Genomic DNA, 16,477 nt, shown 5'->3' on the forward strand with positions numbered 1-16,477 from the left:
TATGACAAAGTTAAGCGTTAACGTTAATAAAATAGCAACATTACGAAATTCAAGAGGAGGAGATTATCCTAATGTAGTTAAGGTTTCTTCTGATATTGAGAGTTTTGGAGCCGAAGGAATTACTATTCATCCTAGACCAGATGAACGTCATATTCGATATCAAGATGCCTACGATTTAAAAAAAATTGTAACAACTGAATTTAATATTGAAGGAAATCCAATTCCAAAGTTTATGGACATGGTATTGACTATAAAACCAACCCAAGTAACGTTGGTGCCAGATGCAATAGATGCGGTTACTTCAAATGCTGGTTGGGACACTATCAAACATCAATCATTTTTAAAAGAAGTTATTTCAGAGTTTAAATCAAAAGGCATTAGAACTTCTATTTTTATAGATACCAATGCAAAATTAATTGAAGCTGCTGCAACAACTGGAGCTGATAGAATTGAGTTGTATACTGAAGATTTTGCTACAGAATACGCTAAAGGAAACACTCAAATAATTAAACCATACACCGAAAGTGCTATTTTAGCTCATAAATTGGGATTAGGTGTAAATGCAGGACACGATTTAAGTTTGGATAATATTCAATTTTTTGCTCAAAACATTCCAAATTTATTAGAAGTTTCAATTGGACACGCATTAATAGCTGAATCGTTATATCTTGGTTTGGAAAATGTAATTAATATGTACAAACATAAGTTAAAAGGATAATTTTAACATGAAAATTTTACACGCTACAGTTTTAGGAAAAGGAGAACCATTGCTTATATTACATGGGTATTTTGGTATGAGCGATAACTGGAAAACTTTAGGTACAAAATTTTCTAACAATTTTGAAGTTCATTTAATTGATCAACGAAATCATGGTAGAAGTTTTCATTCTAGTGATTTTGATTATGAATTATTAGTTGAAGATTTATACCATTATATAGCGTATAACAAATTAGAAAAGGTTCATTTGTTAGGGCATTCTATGGGAGGTAAAGTAGCAATGCTTTTTGCTGTAACATACCCTGAATATGTACATAAATTAATTGTTGCAGACATTACACCAAAGTATTACGAGCCCCATCATCAGCATATTTTAGCTGCGTTAAATGCTGTTAATTTTTCAATACATACTTCAAGAAAACAAGTTGAAGACGTTTTAAAAATTTATGTTCATGAACAAGGGGTGCTACAATTTTTATTAAAAAATGTTTATTGGAAATCTAAAGGACAGTTAGCCTACAGATTTAATTTGCAAAGTTTAACAGAAAACAATAGTGAGGTAGGTGAGGCACTACCTTCTTTTACACATTTTGAAGGTAAAACTTTATTTTTAAAAGGAGAAAACTCTAAATATATTACCAAAAACGATATTTCTTTAATAACGGCTCATTTTGAAAATGCTAAAATTGTAACTGTCAAAAAAGCAGGGCATTGGCTTCATGCTGAAAATCCAACACAATTTTATAATGAGGTTGTCAGTTTTTTAAGTTAATTGGTAAGTTGGCATAATTATAGTTAAATTTATATCTCATTATAAATTATAAACTATGAAATTAATATTAAAAATATTGTTAACAGCACTTGCAGTAGTTGTACTTGCAAAAATTTTACCAGGGGTTCAAATAACCAATTTTACCAATGCAATTATTGTTGCTGTAGTTTTAGGAATTTTAAGAGTCACGGTAAAACCCTTATTAATATTTTTCACATTACCAGCCACCATAGTTACTTTAGGATTGTTTTTATTGGTGATAAATGCAGTAATTATATTATTAGCCGATAAAATTGTGGATGGTTTTGCTGTTTCAGGTTTTTGGGTGGCACTGTTATTTAGTTTGTTACTGTCGATATTTCAATCTATTTTGTATTCTTTAATAAAAGAAAACAAAGAAAATAGTTGAATTTGAACTAATTAAATATTTGAAAAGTGCATAAATAGTAGTACTTTTGCACCCAATTTTTAATGATTTTAAGTAAAATAGCATAAAATGAATATTACAAAAGAGAGTATTGATGCGTTAAATGCAGTGGTAAAGGTTGAAGTTTCAGCAGCAGATTACCAAGATAAAGTAGCACAAATTTTGCAAGATTACCGTAAAAAAGCTGATATCCCAGGTTTTAGAAAAGGTCATGTACCAATGGGAATGATAAAAAAACAGTATGGGAAATCTATAATGATTGATGAGGTTAATAAACTAATACAAGAATCATTAAATAAATTTTTAACTGAAGAAAAATTGGACATTTTAGGAAATCCATTGCCAAAAATTCAAGATGATTTTTCTTGGGATGCTGATGATTATTCTTTTGAATTTGAGTTAGGTTTAGCTCCAGAATTTGAGGTAAATTTAGATGCAAAAAAGAAAATTACTCAATACAATATTGTAGCTGATAAAGATTTATTAGATAAAGAAGTTGAAAATATTCAAAAACGTTTTGGTAAACTAGTTTCAAAAGAAGCAGTAGAAGAAGGTGATAATATTACTGGAACCTTTGTTAATGAAGAAAAAGAGATTAACAAGAAATCTACCATTGAATTAGCTTCTATAAAAGGAAAAGTAAATCAAAAGAAATTTATAGGTGCTAAAGTAGGAGATGTAATTGAGTTGAAAACTAAAGGCTTATTTGATGACGATCATAAATTAATGGGAGCTTTAGGACTTACTCACGATGAAATTCATGAGTTAGAAATTCCTTTAACATTTACAGTTGAAGAAATAAATGTAACAGAACTTGCAGAAGTTAATCAAGAATTGTTTGATAAAGTTTTTGGACCAGACGTAGTAAAATCTGAAGAAGAGCTAAGAGAAAAAATTAAAGAAGACGCTGAAAAACAATTTCAAACACAAGCAGATCAACAATTGTTGAATGCAGTTACAGAATATTTAGTAGAAAACACAAACTTTGATTTACCTGCTGAATTTTTGAAAAAATGGTTGGCTGTTGCTGGTGAAAAACCAATGACTCCTGAGCAAGCCGCAGAAGAATTTGAAAAATCTGAGAAAGGGTTGCGTTACCAATTAATTGAAGGTAAAGTTTTAAAAGATAACGAATTGCAAATTAATTTTGAAGAGTTAAAAGACTTTACAAAAGGTTTTGTGAAAGCTCAAATGGCGCAATACGGACAATTAAATCCTGAAGAAAAAGATTTAGATGATATTGTTCAAAGAGTTTTAAGTAACCAAGATGAAGCTAAACGTTTACAAGAACAATTAGTGAGTAAAAAGCTATTAGATTTTTACAAAGAAAACATTACTTTTAAAGTAAAAGAAGTTACCTATGAAGAATTTGTAAAAGAAGTTTACAAATAGTAAATAGAGAACATAAGAAATTAAAAAAGCCTTAACTGAAAAAGTTAAGGCTTTTTTTGTTAATAGATGTTTTTAAAAGTTTCTAACTATTTTTAAAGGCATCGAGTAAAATCTCATTTTTAATGTATTTATCGCCGATACTTTTTGATAATTTAATTTATTCATTACATACATAGAAACAAGTTCATTATTAGATTGTACATTTGTGATAATAATTTCACTGTTTTTGGTTAATACAAATTCAATTTTTGCATTAATTTCTTCTTCAACGTTGAAAGGTGCGTTTTCTAATAATTTTACTATTTGTTCTCTTAGTTGTTTTGTTTCAATTCTGTCAGTTGATGATGCAAAAAGAGTTGAACTTCCTAATGCAACAATTACAATAAATAAAGCTAATTTTTTCATGATTTTTTGTTTTTAGTTATGCAGCAAATTTATAAGATGTAATAAAAAACTAATAACTTAGAAAGTTATTATAAGGTATCATTTCTATTAATTTTAGCTTTTTATTTTAGCTTTTAACATTATAAAAACATTGAGAAATATTATTAAAACTAGTCGTATTTATATAATGAATTAAAGAAAATGCATCCTATCAATAGCAATTTGTGAATAGCATTTTATTTTTAATAAAAAAATGAAAATAAAGATTAAATTGGAATGTTAACAGATGGTTTATAAATCGTTTTTTGAGAATTCTAGTTTGGGTAAAACCGCCATTTTTTTCTTTTGGATTAGTTGCATTTTACATAAAATTTTATCTAGCATTTTTACAGCTTTTTCTATATACAATCCTTTATTTAGCATTACACATTCTACACGTTGAGACATGGCTGCATCAGTGATTTCGGCTCTTGTAGGAATTCCTTTTTTAGCCAAGTTTTCTAAAACTTGGGTTGCCCAGATATCAGGTAAATGCGCGGCTTCACAAATGCGTAAAATTTCTTCTTGAATAACCGCAAAATTTTTCCATCCAGTTTCAATGGCTAAATCTCCACGAGCAATCATAACACCTATTGGATAATTCTCCATGGCTTTTAATAAGATGCTTGGTAAGTTTTTAAAAGCCTTTTTGGTTTCAATTTTTACAATAATACCTAATGAAGCTTCTAATTTTTTAAATTCATGAAGTAAATCTTCAATATCACTTTTAGAATTTACAAAAGAAAAATTAACGGCGTCTGCATTTTTTGCTATAAACTTTAAATCTTCTTTGTCTTTTTCTGTAAGCCCACTAATTTTTAAATTACTGTTAGGTAAGTTTATTCCTTTATCTGCTTTTAGCTTACCACCTGTTTTTTTTGCATTGGTAATTTCAATCAATAAAAAATTAGCAGTTACTTCTTTTATAATACCTTCAATTTTTCCATCATCAAAATAAATTAATTCTCCTTTTTTAACATTGGAAAATATTTGAGGTAGTGTACAAGAAATATGAGCATATTCTATTAAATTACCTTTTTCGTCATACTTTGTGGGTTCACCTAAAATGGGTTTTTTATTTAACTTCAAGTAATCTCCTTCAAATAAGAAAATTACTTCTTCTAAAGGTAAAATCTCATGAACGGTATGTATTTCTGAAGTTGATTTTTTTTCTAAAAAAACCGTGAGTTGTGTTCCTGTAGTAACAAAAGCAGAATCTGTGCATGATGCAAGCCTTCCTAAACCATGTTTACTCTCAATAGTAATTTTACATTTTTTATCTCTTGAATCTTTAAATGTTATATAAGAGCCTTTCCTTGTTTTTTTTAACCACTTTTTATTTACTGGAATAATTGCATCTACTTCCATATTTTCTGGAGGTAACATGCCAAATGGAGCCAACCACACTTTTGCTGGAACAATTACTTGCCCCAAAGAATTTCGTTTGGGTTTTATGTGAATGACCTTATGACCAGGTTTCATTTTACTAGTTCTTAATTTTGGGCCTCCTAAATCCATCATAATTTTACAATTTGGATTGGCTTCTTTGGTGTTTTTTATAATTTGATTCCAAATGATTTCGTTATCATGAACGCAATTTAATCGTGCGCAATCCATTCCAAGTTCGGTAAGGCTTTTTGCAAAATTTTTATCTTCAGCTGCAATAGTGGGTTGTGTAACCATAATGCGCGTTCTTCGGTTTCTGTTAATTTCACCAAAAAGGGCATTGGCATGTTTTTTTAATAGCTGCTTACTTTCGCTTTTAGAAATATAAGAATGTTGAAAATTAGTATCTGGTGTTTTTAATAAATGGTTGATAATTGTTTTGTATATAAGTATATTGTGCAGAACACTACTTTCTGAGCTAGAAGTATTAGGTAAACCTAATTTGTTTAATTTGTCTTGAAAAACATCATTATCAAAACTTCTAAGTGCTAAATAATGAATTAAGTTTTTTGCACTTTCAGTATAATTTGGATGTACACTTGCAATTTGAGTTTTGTAGGTGTTTTCATATTCCAAAATTTTCTCTAAAATCAAGTCAATTTGGAGTTGTATTTCTTTAAGTTTTTCGGTTTCAAAAAGCATAGCTAAAAATTAGGCTTAAATTTACAATTATTAAGCATAATTATTGCTAGTTGATATAGTAAAAATGTGTTAATTATTACTTTCTTTTTTGACCTCTTGTTTTAGGTTTTTTATATTTTTTTGCAATTTCTCTACGGTAAGACCCTCCTAAATTAACTTTTTTGTTTTTTTCTTTCTTTTCATGAAAAGCTGGACCGCTAGGCTCAGTAATAGTGGTGTTTTTCCCAATAATTTCGGGTGTTATTTTAGGCATTTCTTCATCAATTAATTTAGAAGAAATTTCAATGTTATTAGGCAAGTCAGAAACATTAATTTCTTTATTCATTAATATTTCGATTTCAGCTAAATATTCAGCTTCTTCTTCAGTAAAAAAAGAAATAGCATTTCCTTCTTGTTCCGCACGACCAGTTCTACCAATTCTGTGAATATAATTTTCGGGCTCTTGAGGAATGTCAAAATTAATTACATGGCTTACATTTGTTAAATCTAAGCCACGAGCAATTATATCTGTGGCTATTAGCACATTGAAAAAGCCCATTTCAAAATTTTTAACAGATCTAAGTCGGTAATTTTGTGTTTTATTAGAATGAATGACATCTGCAATTCTAGGTGTAGCATTTTCTAACTCTTCAAATAAGATATTGGCTTGTTTTTTATTTTTTACAAATACCAATACTTTTTTAAAAGTATCTTTATCTTGAAGTAAATGAATTAAAAAATTTACTTTAGTATAAAAGTTTGGAACGGGATAGGCTAATTGATAAATAGTATCTAATGGGCTTCCACTTGCTGCGATTTCAATTTTAGTAGGCGATTTAAAAAAGTCATGAAGCAATTCATTTACTTCTTTAGTTAAAGTTGCAGAGAATAAAATATTTTGACGTTTTTTAGGTAATAAATCTAACAATGTAATTAATTGGGCTCTAAAACCTAAATTCATCATTTCATCAACTTCATCAATCACTAATTTTTGAATTTGCTTCAATTTTAAAATACCATCCAAAGCTAAATCTAATAAACGACCAGGTGTAGCAACAATAATATCTTGACCTTGATATACTAATTGTTTTTGTTTATTTAAGTTTGTACCTCCATAAACGCCTGCAAACCTCACATTTATATAAGGTGTTAAACTTTCAATATCTTTTACTACTTGAACAACCAATTCTCGAGTGGGTACTACAATTAAAACTCTAGGATGTTTTTGTTCAGAATATTTAAGTTGTCTTAAAATAGGAAGTAAGTATGCAAAGGTTTTTCCAGTACCTGTTTGAGCAATACCAACAACATCTTTACTACTCATTATTACCGAAAATGCTTTTTTTTGAATTGGAGTAGGTGTTGTAAACCCCATTTCGTTTAAGGCATTTAATAAAAATTGATTTAAATTTAAGTCAGTAAAGCTCATTGTTTTATTTTTTGCAAATATAAGTTTAATAAAACAGAATTTGGTTTTTAATTAGTTTTCAAAAATAATCAATCGGTTGTTTATGGTTACTTTAGAAAAACCAATATGTTTTTGAATCCATTTAAACGTATTTTCTTGATAAAAAATCACGTGGGTATTGTCGTTTTTATAATACCAGTTTTTAAAGTTTATTGATTCGGAAAAAATATCGGTCATACAATACAATTTTCCTTTAGGTTTTAAAAGAGCTTTTAAAAGCTTGAATTCTTTTAAAGGATGATGAAAATGTTCAATAACTTCACAGCAAACAATAAAATTATAGGTGTTTTTTAGTGCATTTAAATTGTTGTCAAAAAAAGGGTCGTAAGTTGTAATATTAAATTTTTTTTCTTGTAACAATTTAGTAATTACAGGTCCAGTTCCACAACCAAAATCTAATCCATTAGCTTTGTTATTAAAATTAGAAGTGACCCCTTCAATAATTGGTTGAACAAATTTTTGATACCCTATATCATTCACATCATTATTATGTTCTTGATATCTAATTTTTTCATTTTCTGATGAAATGTAAAATAGGGGATGCATACAAATTGAACCGCAAACACTACATTTATAGTATTCTTTATTGGCTGATTTACTATAAAGTATAGAGTTGTTATTGCAAAGTGTACATTCCATTTAATTATTGGATGCCTAATTCAAATAATAAGTTGGTATTTGGGTCTAATTTAATTTCTTTTAGCTCAGTTGGTTTAGTTTTAACAATAAAGGGTTCAATTTTATTGGTTACTTGAATGGTTTTAACTTCTGAAGTGCCATCACTATAAATTAATTCTAAATCTAGGGGAAATTCAAAAGGAGTTTCTTGTTGTTGTTCAATAATAATTCTTAATTTATTTTTACTATGTATCCAGTTGGTTGTTAAAATTGGATGACCAGTTTTTTCGAGCCATTGTGCAAAAAACACCTCTAAATTTTTCCCTGAAATATGTTTCATCACATCTCTAAAATCATTGGTAGTTGCATTTCGGTATTTGTAAAAATCGTAATACGTTTTAATTCCTTTCCAAAAATTTTCTTCACCAACTTCTTTTTTAAGCATATGTAGTACCCAAGCTCCTTTTTGATAAGAGTTGATGTTAAGCAAGCTCATATAATTAGTGGTGTTTGTATTTATTACAGGTGAAGGATTTTTTTTGTTATATGCAAAAATGTTGAATCGCTGTTTTTTTAATTTTTCTTCAAAAGCATTTTTTCCTTTCGTTTTTAAAATATATAAATTGGTAAAATAGGTGGCAAAACCTTCACTAAGCCATACGTGAGCCCAATCAATTTCGGTTGCAGAATTTCCAAACCATTGGTGTGCAATTTCATGAGCTATAAGTTCATCGTTTTTTTGTTGACCTGTAACAGATTTTTCATAGTAAAAAATATTTCCAGCATTTTCCATACCACCATAACGTGTTTTTGATTGAACATTTGCTAATTTTTCAAAAGGATATTCGTCTATTATTTCAATAAAGAAAGTTAAAATGTCTTTGGCTATAAAAAAGTCGGAGAAGCCTTCTTCTTTAGTTTGTGGATATACCCATGTTGAAACTGGAATATTGTATGTTTCTCCTGTATTTTGAATTGCAAATTCAGCAATTCCAATAACCATAACTTTTGTTGGTAGTGGTACCGCAGTTTTATAGTGATATGATTTTAGATGCTCGTCAATGGTTACTTCATCAATTTTTGTACCATTGGCAATAACTTGATAATGGTTTGGAGTTGTAATGGTGTATTCTATTGTTGCTTTATCTGAAGGATGGTCAACACAAGGAAACCAATGGTGAGCTCTGTTAGGCCAATTATCTCCAAAAAAAGTTCTGTTTCCATATAAATTTTCAGAAATAATTAACCCATCTTTTGGAATACCACTATATTTAATTTTGTAGGTGTACACTAAATTTGGGAAAATATGTTTAGGCTGTATGGTTAATTTATTGTGTTCTTGTGTAAAATTAACAGCAACATTGTTTTGATAAATTGAATCTACTTTCATTCCTAAACCAGTAGAGTCTTGTGCAACCAAATCCAAATCAAATGAGCTTAAAGATTTTTTAAATTTGATAGAAATATCCATTGAAGCATCAATTTTATTGGTAGTGTCATTAACTTCAATAGCCAAATTATAATGCTTAATATCTAAGGTTTGTAAGCGTTGTTTGTAGCTTTGTGAGAAACCAGCTTTAGTAATAAAAACGAATAAAATTGTAATTTTTAAAAATAATCTCATTGTAAAAAAAATTGAAATTCAAAGATACTTAAAACAATTGTTTATAAACAAAAAAGCCTAAAGAAGAAACTCCTTTAGGCTTTTACAACTAAAACTAAAATATTAACCTTTGTTATAAAGGGTCACAATTTCTGTAATATCTTGTAATTCTTTTGTTTTAATTTTATCAGCTAATAAAGTATTGTCACTTAAAAAATCACCAATAACTTTCTTAAATTTTCCACTTGAAGATGGAACTTTAATTATTTCATCAAAAACTTTCTCAACATAATAATTTGTACTTCCATTATAATTTCTAGCATATAAATTTAATTTTTCTCCAACAATTAGTTGTTTTGCTAAAATCATTTCTCCAGAATTGTATATTCTGCAAAAAGCCTCTTCTCCTCTTGAGTAGCATTTAATGGTTTCAATCGCTGGTTTTTGTTCATTTCCTTCACTATCAATGTAGGTAATATGAAGTAAACTTTTGGCATCACTAACTTTTTTAATTTTCACATTAGTAATGGTGTCATAACGTTGTGTAACGATGGTTCCGTTTTCAAATTCTTGTCCGTACATATTTACTGAAAAAATAAACAGCAAGACTATAATTAATCTAGATTTCATTTGTGTGTTGTTTGTTTGAAATTTCATATCAAATATACAAAATAATATTATGCACGCATAATAAATGAGTAAAATATTATTGTTATAAATGTTACTTTAATTTTGCGAAAAATGAATCAAAGAATAAATTGAGTTTAAAATAAATAAATACTTCTTATCTTTGACCACTTAATACTTTAAATCTTGAAAAATGGATTACGGAAAAGAATTTAAAAAATTTGCAATTAAAGATCAAGGAATTAGTAGTACTTATTACGATAAAATTGTAAGTAGCGTTACTCCTTATATTATTGAAGAACGCCAATTAAATGTAGCACAAATGGATGTGTTTTCTCGTTTAATGATGGATAGAATTATATTTTTAGGAACCGCAATAGATGATTATGTAGCAAACATTATACAAGCACAATTATTGTTTTTAGAGAGTGTAGATAATTCAAAAGATATTTCAATTTATATCAACTCTCCAGGAGGAAGTGTATATGCTGGTTTAGGAATGTATGATACCATGCAATTTATCAAACCCGATGTGGCTACTATTTGTACAGGAATGGCTGCTTCTATGGGAGCTGTTTTAATGTGTGCAGGTGAAAAAGGAAAACGTTCTGCTTTGCCTCATTCTCGTATTATGATTCATCAACCTTTAGGCGGAGCACAAGGACAAGCAAGTGATATTGAAATTACGGCTCGTGAAATTTTAAAATTGAAAGATGAATTGTATGAAATAATTGCAAAACACTCTGGTCAAAAAATTGAAAAAGTTCATAACGACTCTGATCGTGATTACTGGATGAAAGCTGAAGAAGCGAAAGCATATGGTATGATTGATGAAGTATTAATAAGAAAATAATTTTAAGAGTAGTTTAAATTAACTAAAAGCATGGCAAAAGAAGAAGTTTTAGAATGTTCGTTTTGTGGTAGAAAAAAACCAGAAACAGATTTGCTCATTGCTGGTTTAGATGCACATATTTGTGATAAGTGTATTGAGCAGGCACATGGTATTGTATTGGAAGAAATTGCTGAAAACAGCTCATCCACTCTTTCCTCAGAATTGATAGTTAAAAAACCTAAAGAAATTAAAGCTTTTTTAGATCAATATATGATTGGTCAAGATCAAGCTAAACGTGTAATGTCTGTAGCGGTTTACAATCATTATAAAAGATTGTTGCAACCAGTATCGAAAGATGAAGAAGAAATTGAGATTGAAAAAAGCAATATTATTATTGTAGGTGAAACCGGAACAGGAAAAACTTTAATAGCAAGGACCATTGCTAAAATGTTAAACGTTCCATTTTGTATTGTAGATGCAACAGTTTTAACAGAAGCTGGCTATGTAGGAGAAGATGTTGAAACTATTTTAACACGTTTACTACAAGCAGCCGATTACGATGTAAATAAAGCGGAAAGAGGAATTGTTTTTATTGATGAAATTGATAAAATTGCACGTAAAGGAGATAACCCATCAATTACTCGAGATGTTTCAGGTGAAGGAGTACAACAAGCCCTGTTAAAATTATTAGAAGGCTCAGTAGTAAATGTACCGCCAAAAGGAGGTAGAAAACATCCCGATCAAAAATTTATTGAAGTAAATACCAAAAATATCTTATTTGTTGCCGGAGGAGCTTTCTCAGGAATAGATAAAATAATAGGAAAGAGATTGAACAGACAAGCAGTTGGTTACAGTGCTTCTATTAAAGAAGATAAAGTTGATGAAAATAACTTACTTCAATACATTATTCCGAGTGATTTAAAATCTTTTGGGTTAATTCCTGAAATCATAGGCCGTTTACCAGTTTTAACACATATGAATCCGTTAGATGCTTATACATTAAGAGCAATTTTAACCGAACCTAAAAATTCAATTATTAAACAATACCAAAAGCTATTTAAAATGGATGGTATTGATTTTTCAATCAATGAAAGTGCATTAAGTTATATTGTTGATAAAGCAGTTGAATATAAATTAGGAGCACGTGGTTTGCGTTCACTTTGTGAAGCTGTGCTTACAGATGCGATGTTTGAATTGCCAGGAACAGATGAGAAACTATTGAAAATAACTAAAAAGTACGCAGAAGATAAAATTAATAAATCCACTTTAAAAAAATTAAAAGCGGTATCTTAAATTTTAGTTTCATTAAAAAAATTAACTAACCCTATATTTTTATAGGGTTATTTTTTACCTAATTTTGTAAATTAGAACACTTATAAAAGTATAAAAGACCATTGATTTCAAGAAGTAGTATAGACAGAGTTTTTGAAACTGCTCGAGTAGAGGAGGTTATTGGAGAATTTGTTCAGTTAAAAAAGGCAGGAAGCAACTTTAAAGGGTTGAGTCCTTTTTCTGAAGAACGAACTCCTTCTTTTATGGTATCTCCAGTAAAACAAATTTGGAAAGATTTTAGTACTGGTAAAGGAGGTAATGTAGTTACCTTTTTAATGGAACACGAACATTATTCGTACCCTGAAGCTATTCGGTATTTAGCTAAAAAATACAATATTGAAATTGAAGAAACCGAGCAAACTGAAGAACAAAAACAACAAGCGGATGAAAGAGAAAGTATGTTTTTGGTTTCAGAATTTGCACGTGATTATTTTCAAGATATTTTGTTAAATAACGAGCAGGGGAAAGCAATAGGTTTAAGCTATTTTAAAGAAAGAGGTTTTACAAAAGAAACTATCAAGAAATTCCAATTAGGTTATGCTTTAAATGAATGGGAAGCATTTACCACTGAAGCATTAAACAAAGGATATAATTTAAAATATTTAGAAGCTACAGGGTTAACCATTGTTAAGCAAGATTTACTTTCTTCTACAGGAACTAAACAATTTGATCGTTTTAAAGGACGTGTGCTTTTTCCTATTCATAGTATGAGTGGAAGAGTTTTGGGCTTTGGGGGGCGAATACTCACCAATGATAAAAAAGCCGCCAAGTACCTTAATTCTCCTGAAAGTGAAATATACCATAAAAGTAATATTTTATATGGTATTAATTTTGCCAAACAAACCATTGCAAAAGAAGATAATTGTTATTTGGTAGAAGGATATACCGATGTAATTTCATTTCATCAATCTGGAATTGAAAACGTAGTTTCTTCTTCTGGAACAGCACTTACAGAAAATCAAATTAGATTAATTAACAGGCTTACTAAAAATATTACTATATTATTTGATGGAGATGCAGCAGGTATCAGAGCTTCAATTAGAGGGATTGATTTAATTTTGGAACAAGGGATGAATGTTAAAGTATTAACATTTCCCGATGGGGAAGACCCTGATAGTTTTGCCAAAAAAGTTTCCAAAGAAGAGTTAAAAAACTATTTAACAACAAACGCTAAAGATTTCATCAACTTTAAGGTTTCTTTATTGATGGAAGACGCACAACAAGATCCAGTTAAAAAGGCAGGATTAATACGTGACATTGTAATTAGTATCTCTAAAATTCCAGATAGAATTCAACGAGAGGTTTACATACAAGAATGTTCCAGAATTATGGATATTTCAGAAACGGTATTGTTTAGTGAACTAGCACAACTCGATAAAAAAGAAAGACGTGAAGCCTCAGGAAAGCCAATTTATAGAGAAACTTCAAAACCTATTTTACAAAAAACTCCTGAATTTGAAAAAGTTAATGAACTTACAAAATATGAACGTGAGATTATTAGAATATTGTTATTATATGGTAACAATAAAGTAGATTTTGTTGATTTTGTTGCTGTAGAACCTACAAGTGAACATGAGGAATATCAATTAAAAAAAGAACATTTTCAAAATGTAGTTTCTAAAGAAATTTACTTGAATTTACACGATGATGAAGTTGAGTTTACAGATGAAGTTTTTAAACAAGTGTATTTTGAAGTTATTGATCAATTAAATCAAAATGAAGCTATTTCTGTTGATTCTTTAGTAAATCATTCGAATACTGAAATTTCAAACTTAGTTACCAATATTTTAATGGATGATGAAAAACATATTTTAAGTAATTGGGAACGAAAAGATATATTTATAAAAAGTAAAGAAAGTGATTTATCTAAAATGGTTTTGGATGCTATTTATAATTTAAGACGTGTACTAATTGAACAAAAAATTAGTGCTCTTATTTCTAATCTAAAGGATGAAGAAGAAAGAGAACAAGTTCTTGAATCTGTGGTAAATTATACCAATCTAAAACAACGTTTATTTGAACGATTAAACAGAGTGGTTTAAACCTTATCTTCTAAAACAATAGCCCCAGAAAAATTTTCTTTAATAATATTTAATATTCTATCAGCTTCTAAACGTGTGTTAAAACTTCCAACTTGTGTTTTCCATTCAGGAGCTTTGTATAAAATATTGGTAGAATACTCAGGATAAATAGCCTCAAAATTTCTTTTAATTTTATACGCTTCAGCTTCTATACCATTATATAATTGAATTTTATATACAATAGAACTCTTATTTTCTTTATTAAATGCTTTTTTTTGCTCAATTAACTGGGTAATCTTTTCATTTTCACTTTGAGAATACATGTTAATAACACTCAAAAAAAGAGCTAAAACGCAAGTAAATAATAGTCTTTTAGATAAAATATTCATAAAATTTTAATTTTTTGTCAAATTTATAGTTTTCTATAAACAAAATAATAAAAGTTTTATTATTTAGAATCAATATAAATTACATTTAACACAATTTTTACATTTTTAGTTTTATTTATAAATAGTACTTTTGTCAAATCCTTTAAAAAATGACTTAAGTCATATATTTTTTAAAGAAAATATTGTACCAAACAAGAAAGAAAAGATTTTTTTTAAGTATGAAAAGTGTGAAACAACACAGTCCATTATCAAGATTAGTCACTAATAGTCTTGCTTTCCTTTTATTTTTTTCACTTAGTTTATCAGCGCAAGAAGGCGATGTTGCAAATGGAGAAAAACTCTTCAAAGCAAATTGTGCTGCGTGTCATAAGCTAGATAAAAAATTAGTTGGCCCTGCTTTAAAAGGGATAACTGATAAAAGAGAACAAGATTGGTTAATTTCTTGGATTAAAGATAGTCCAGGGATGATTAAATCAGGAGATAAACTTGCAATTCAAGTTTTCGAAGAGAACAATAAATTGCCAATGACAGCAAATCCACATTTATCTGATCAAGATATTGTTGATATTTTAGCTTACACTAAAGGAGAGGAGGCAGCTCCTAAAGCAGCACCTGTAGCTCAAGAAGTTGACCCAGGAGTTGAGCGTGGTAAGCAAATTTTTAAAGCAAATTGTGCAGCTTGTCATAAGTTAGAAGGAAAATTAATTGGTCCTGAATTATTAAAAATTACTGATAAGCGTGAAGCAGATTGGTTAAAAGCTTGGATTAAAGATAATAATGCCTTAGTTGCATCAGGTGATAAATTAGCAAAGGAAGTACAAGATAGTAACCCTGCGGCTATGACAGCAAATCCACATTTATCTGATCAAGATATTGATGATTTATTAAAATATTTAGCTGTAGGTGATGTTAAAGCAGTAACTACAGTAACAGCTGATGCTGGGAGTGAAGAGTTGTTTAATAAACCTGGTTTAGGTGTTTTACCAACATTAGGGTTAACAATTTTAGCCTTTCTATTATTATCTATTATTGTTGCAGCAACTACAAATAAAAAAGTGGCTGAAGATGAAGAAGCTACAGAAAGCATGTTAAAAACTATGATTTTTAACCCTTTCTTACGTTTCTTAACGTTAATATTTGTTTTATTAGGTGGAGCTTGGATGTTGTTTGGATGGCTAATGCAAATAGATGTTAACGAAGGGTATCAACCAATTCAACCAATTGCATTTTCACATGCGGTTCATGCAGGTGATAATAAAATTGATTGTCAATATTGTCACTCATCAGCGAAACATAGTAAAACTTCTGGAATTCCAACAGCCAATGTTTGTATGAATTGTCATAAGTCAATTTCAGAATATAATGGTGAGTTGTTTGGAGGCCATTCAAAAGAAGATTTAGACAATGAAATCCAAAAAATTTATGATGCAGTAGGTTGGGATAAAGACAATATGAAATATATTGAGGGTTATGAACAAAAACCAATAGAATGGATTCGTATTCATAATTTAGCAGATTTTGCTTATTACAACCACTCTCAACACGTAAATGTAGCAGGAGTTGATTGTCAAAAGTGTCACGGACCAGTTGAAGAAATGCATGAGATGAAACAGTTTTCTCCATTAACAATGGGGTGGTGTATAGATTGTCATAGACAAACTGAGGTTGATTTAACCGAAAATGGATATTACAAAAACATCCACGATCAATTAGCTAAGAAATACGGTGTAGAAAAAGTGACAGCCGCTCAAATGGGAGGTTTAGAATGTGGAAAATGTCACTATTAAT

Annotated in this window: 15 protein-coding genes; 8 read left to right on the forward strand and 7 right to left on the reverse strand. The window is 29.2% G+C overall.

The window, feature by feature from the left end; all coding sequences use genetic code 11:
* Position 1 precedes the first annotated feature (1 nt).
* The 4 genes from ACFQZW_RS00695 to tig all read left to right on the forward strand — a co-directional run bounded on the left by ACFQZW_RS00695 (position 2) and on the right by tig (position 3,309).
* Positions 2–718: a pyridoxine 5'-phosphate synthase gene (locus ACFQZW_RS00695; RefSeq protein ID WP_386781288.1), complete on the forward strand. Its 717-nt coding sequence runs from the start codon at positions 2–4 to the stop codon at positions 716–718.
* A gap of 7 nt (positions 719–725) precedes the next feature.
* Complete coding sequence (locus tag ACFQZW_RS00700) at positions 726–1,490, forward strand: alpha/beta fold hydrolase (RefSeq protein ID WP_386781289.1); 765 nt, start codon at positions 726–728, stop codon at positions 1,488–1,490.
* A gap of 55 nt (positions 1,491–1,545) precedes the next feature.
* Positions 1,546–1,899, forward strand: coding sequence for a phage holin family protein (locus tag ACFQZW_RS00705; protein ID WP_298264792.1), 354 nt, complete (start codon positions 1,546–1,548; stop codon positions 1,897–1,899).
* Positions 1,900–1,986: 87 nt separating this feature from the next.
* Positions 1,987–3,309 (forward strand): trigger factor, encoded by a 1,323-nt coding sequence (gene tig, locus ACFQZW_RS00710; protein WP_298286762.1) that lies wholly within the window; start codon positions 1,987–1,989, stop codon positions 3,307–3,309.
* A 72-nt stretch (positions 3,310–3,381) separates the two neighbouring features.
* Here tig and ACFQZW_RS00715 read toward each other — a convergent pair whose 3' ends face one another.
* The 6 genes from ACFQZW_RS00715 to ACFQZW_RS00740 all read right to left on the reverse strand — a co-directional run bounded on the left by ACFQZW_RS00715 (position 3,382) and on the right by ACFQZW_RS00740 (position 10,118).
* Positions 3,382–3,714, reverse strand: coding sequence for a hypothetical protein (locus ACFQZW_RS00715; RefSeq protein WP_298264795.1), 333 nt, complete (start codon positions 3,712–3,714; stop codon positions 3,382–3,384).
* A gap of 270 nt (positions 3,715–3,984) precedes the next feature.
* Positions 3,985–5,820 (reverse strand): pyruvate kinase, encoded by a 1,836-nt coding sequence (locus ACFQZW_RS00720; RefSeq protein ID WP_298264797.1) that lies wholly within the window; start codon positions 5,818–5,820, stop codon positions 3,985–3,987.
* Between the two features lie 76 nt (positions 5,821–5,896).
* On the reverse strand, positions 5,897–7,228 hold the full coding sequence (locus ACFQZW_RS00725; RefSeq protein WP_298264799.1) for a DEAD/DEAH box helicase: 1,332 nt from the start codon (positions 7,226–7,228) through the stop codon (positions 5,897–5,899).
* 51 nt (positions 7,229–7,279) lie between these two features.
* The gene (locus tag ACFQZW_RS00730) at positions 7,280–7,906 is read right to left on the reverse strand and encodes a methyltransferase domain-containing protein (protein WP_386781290.1); all 627 of its coding nucleotides are present in this window, start codon (positions 7,904–7,906) and stop codon (positions 7,280–7,282) included.
* A gap of 4 nt (positions 7,907–7,910) precedes the next feature.
* Positions 7,911–9,509, reverse strand: coding sequence for a M1 family metallopeptidase (locus tag ACFQZW_RS00735; RefSeq protein WP_386781291.1), 1,599 nt, complete (start codon positions 9,507–9,509; stop codon positions 7,911–7,913).
* A 102-nt stretch (positions 9,510–9,611) separates the two neighbouring features.
* Entirely contained in the window at positions 9,612–10,118 is a 507-nt protein-coding gene (locus tag ACFQZW_RS00740; protein WP_298264804.1) for a hypothetical protein, read from the reverse strand.
* A gap of 190 nt (positions 10,119–10,308) precedes the next feature.
* On the opposite strand from ACFQZW_RS00740, the gene clpP reads away from it, so the two are divergent.
* The 3 genes from clpP to dnaG all read left to right on the forward strand — a co-directional run bounded on the left by clpP (position 10,309) and on the right by dnaG (position 14,321).
* The gene (gene clpP / locus ACFQZW_RS00745) at positions 10,309–10,968 is read left to right on the forward strand and encodes an ATP-dependent Clp endopeptidase proteolytic subunit ClpP (RefSeq protein WP_298264805.1); all 660 of its coding nucleotides are present in this window, start codon (positions 10,309–10,311) and stop codon (positions 10,966–10,968) included.
* Between the two features lie 30 nt (positions 10,969–10,998).
* Entirely contained in the window at positions 10,999–12,240 is a 1,242-nt protein-coding gene (clpX, locus tag ACFQZW_RS00750) for an ATP-dependent Clp protease ATP-binding subunit ClpX (RefSeq protein WP_298264806.1), read from the forward strand.
* A 101-nt stretch (positions 12,241–12,341) separates the two neighbouring features.
* Positions 12,342–14,321 (forward strand): DNA primase, encoded by a 1,980-nt coding sequence (dnaG, locus tag ACFQZW_RS00755; protein WP_298286772.1) that lies wholly within the window; start codon positions 12,342–12,344, stop codon positions 14,319–14,321.
* Here the strand turns inward: dnaG and ACFQZW_RS00760 are convergent.
* Positions 14,318–14,689, reverse strand: a complete 372-nt coding sequence (locus ACFQZW_RS00760) for an SPOR domain-containing protein (RefSeq protein WP_298264809.1) — start codon at positions 14,687–14,689, stop codon at positions 14,318–14,320. The genes dnaG and ACFQZW_RS00760 overlap by 4 nt on opposite strands.
* A gap of 218 nt (positions 14,690–14,907) precedes the next feature.
* On the opposite strand from ACFQZW_RS00760, the gene ACFQZW_RS00765 reads away from it, so the two are divergent.
* Positions 14,908–16,476 (forward strand): c-type cytochrome, encoded by a 1,569-nt coding sequence (locus ACFQZW_RS00765; protein ID WP_386781292.1) that lies wholly within the window; start codon positions 14,908–14,910, stop codon positions 16,474–16,476.
* Position 16,477: the final 1 nt, after the last annotated feature.

The organism is Lutibacter aestuarii (genome assembly GCF_042676885.1).
Lineage (GTDB): Bacteria > Bacteroidota > Bacteroidia > Flavobacteriales > Flavobacteriaceae > Lutibacter > Lutibacter aestuarii.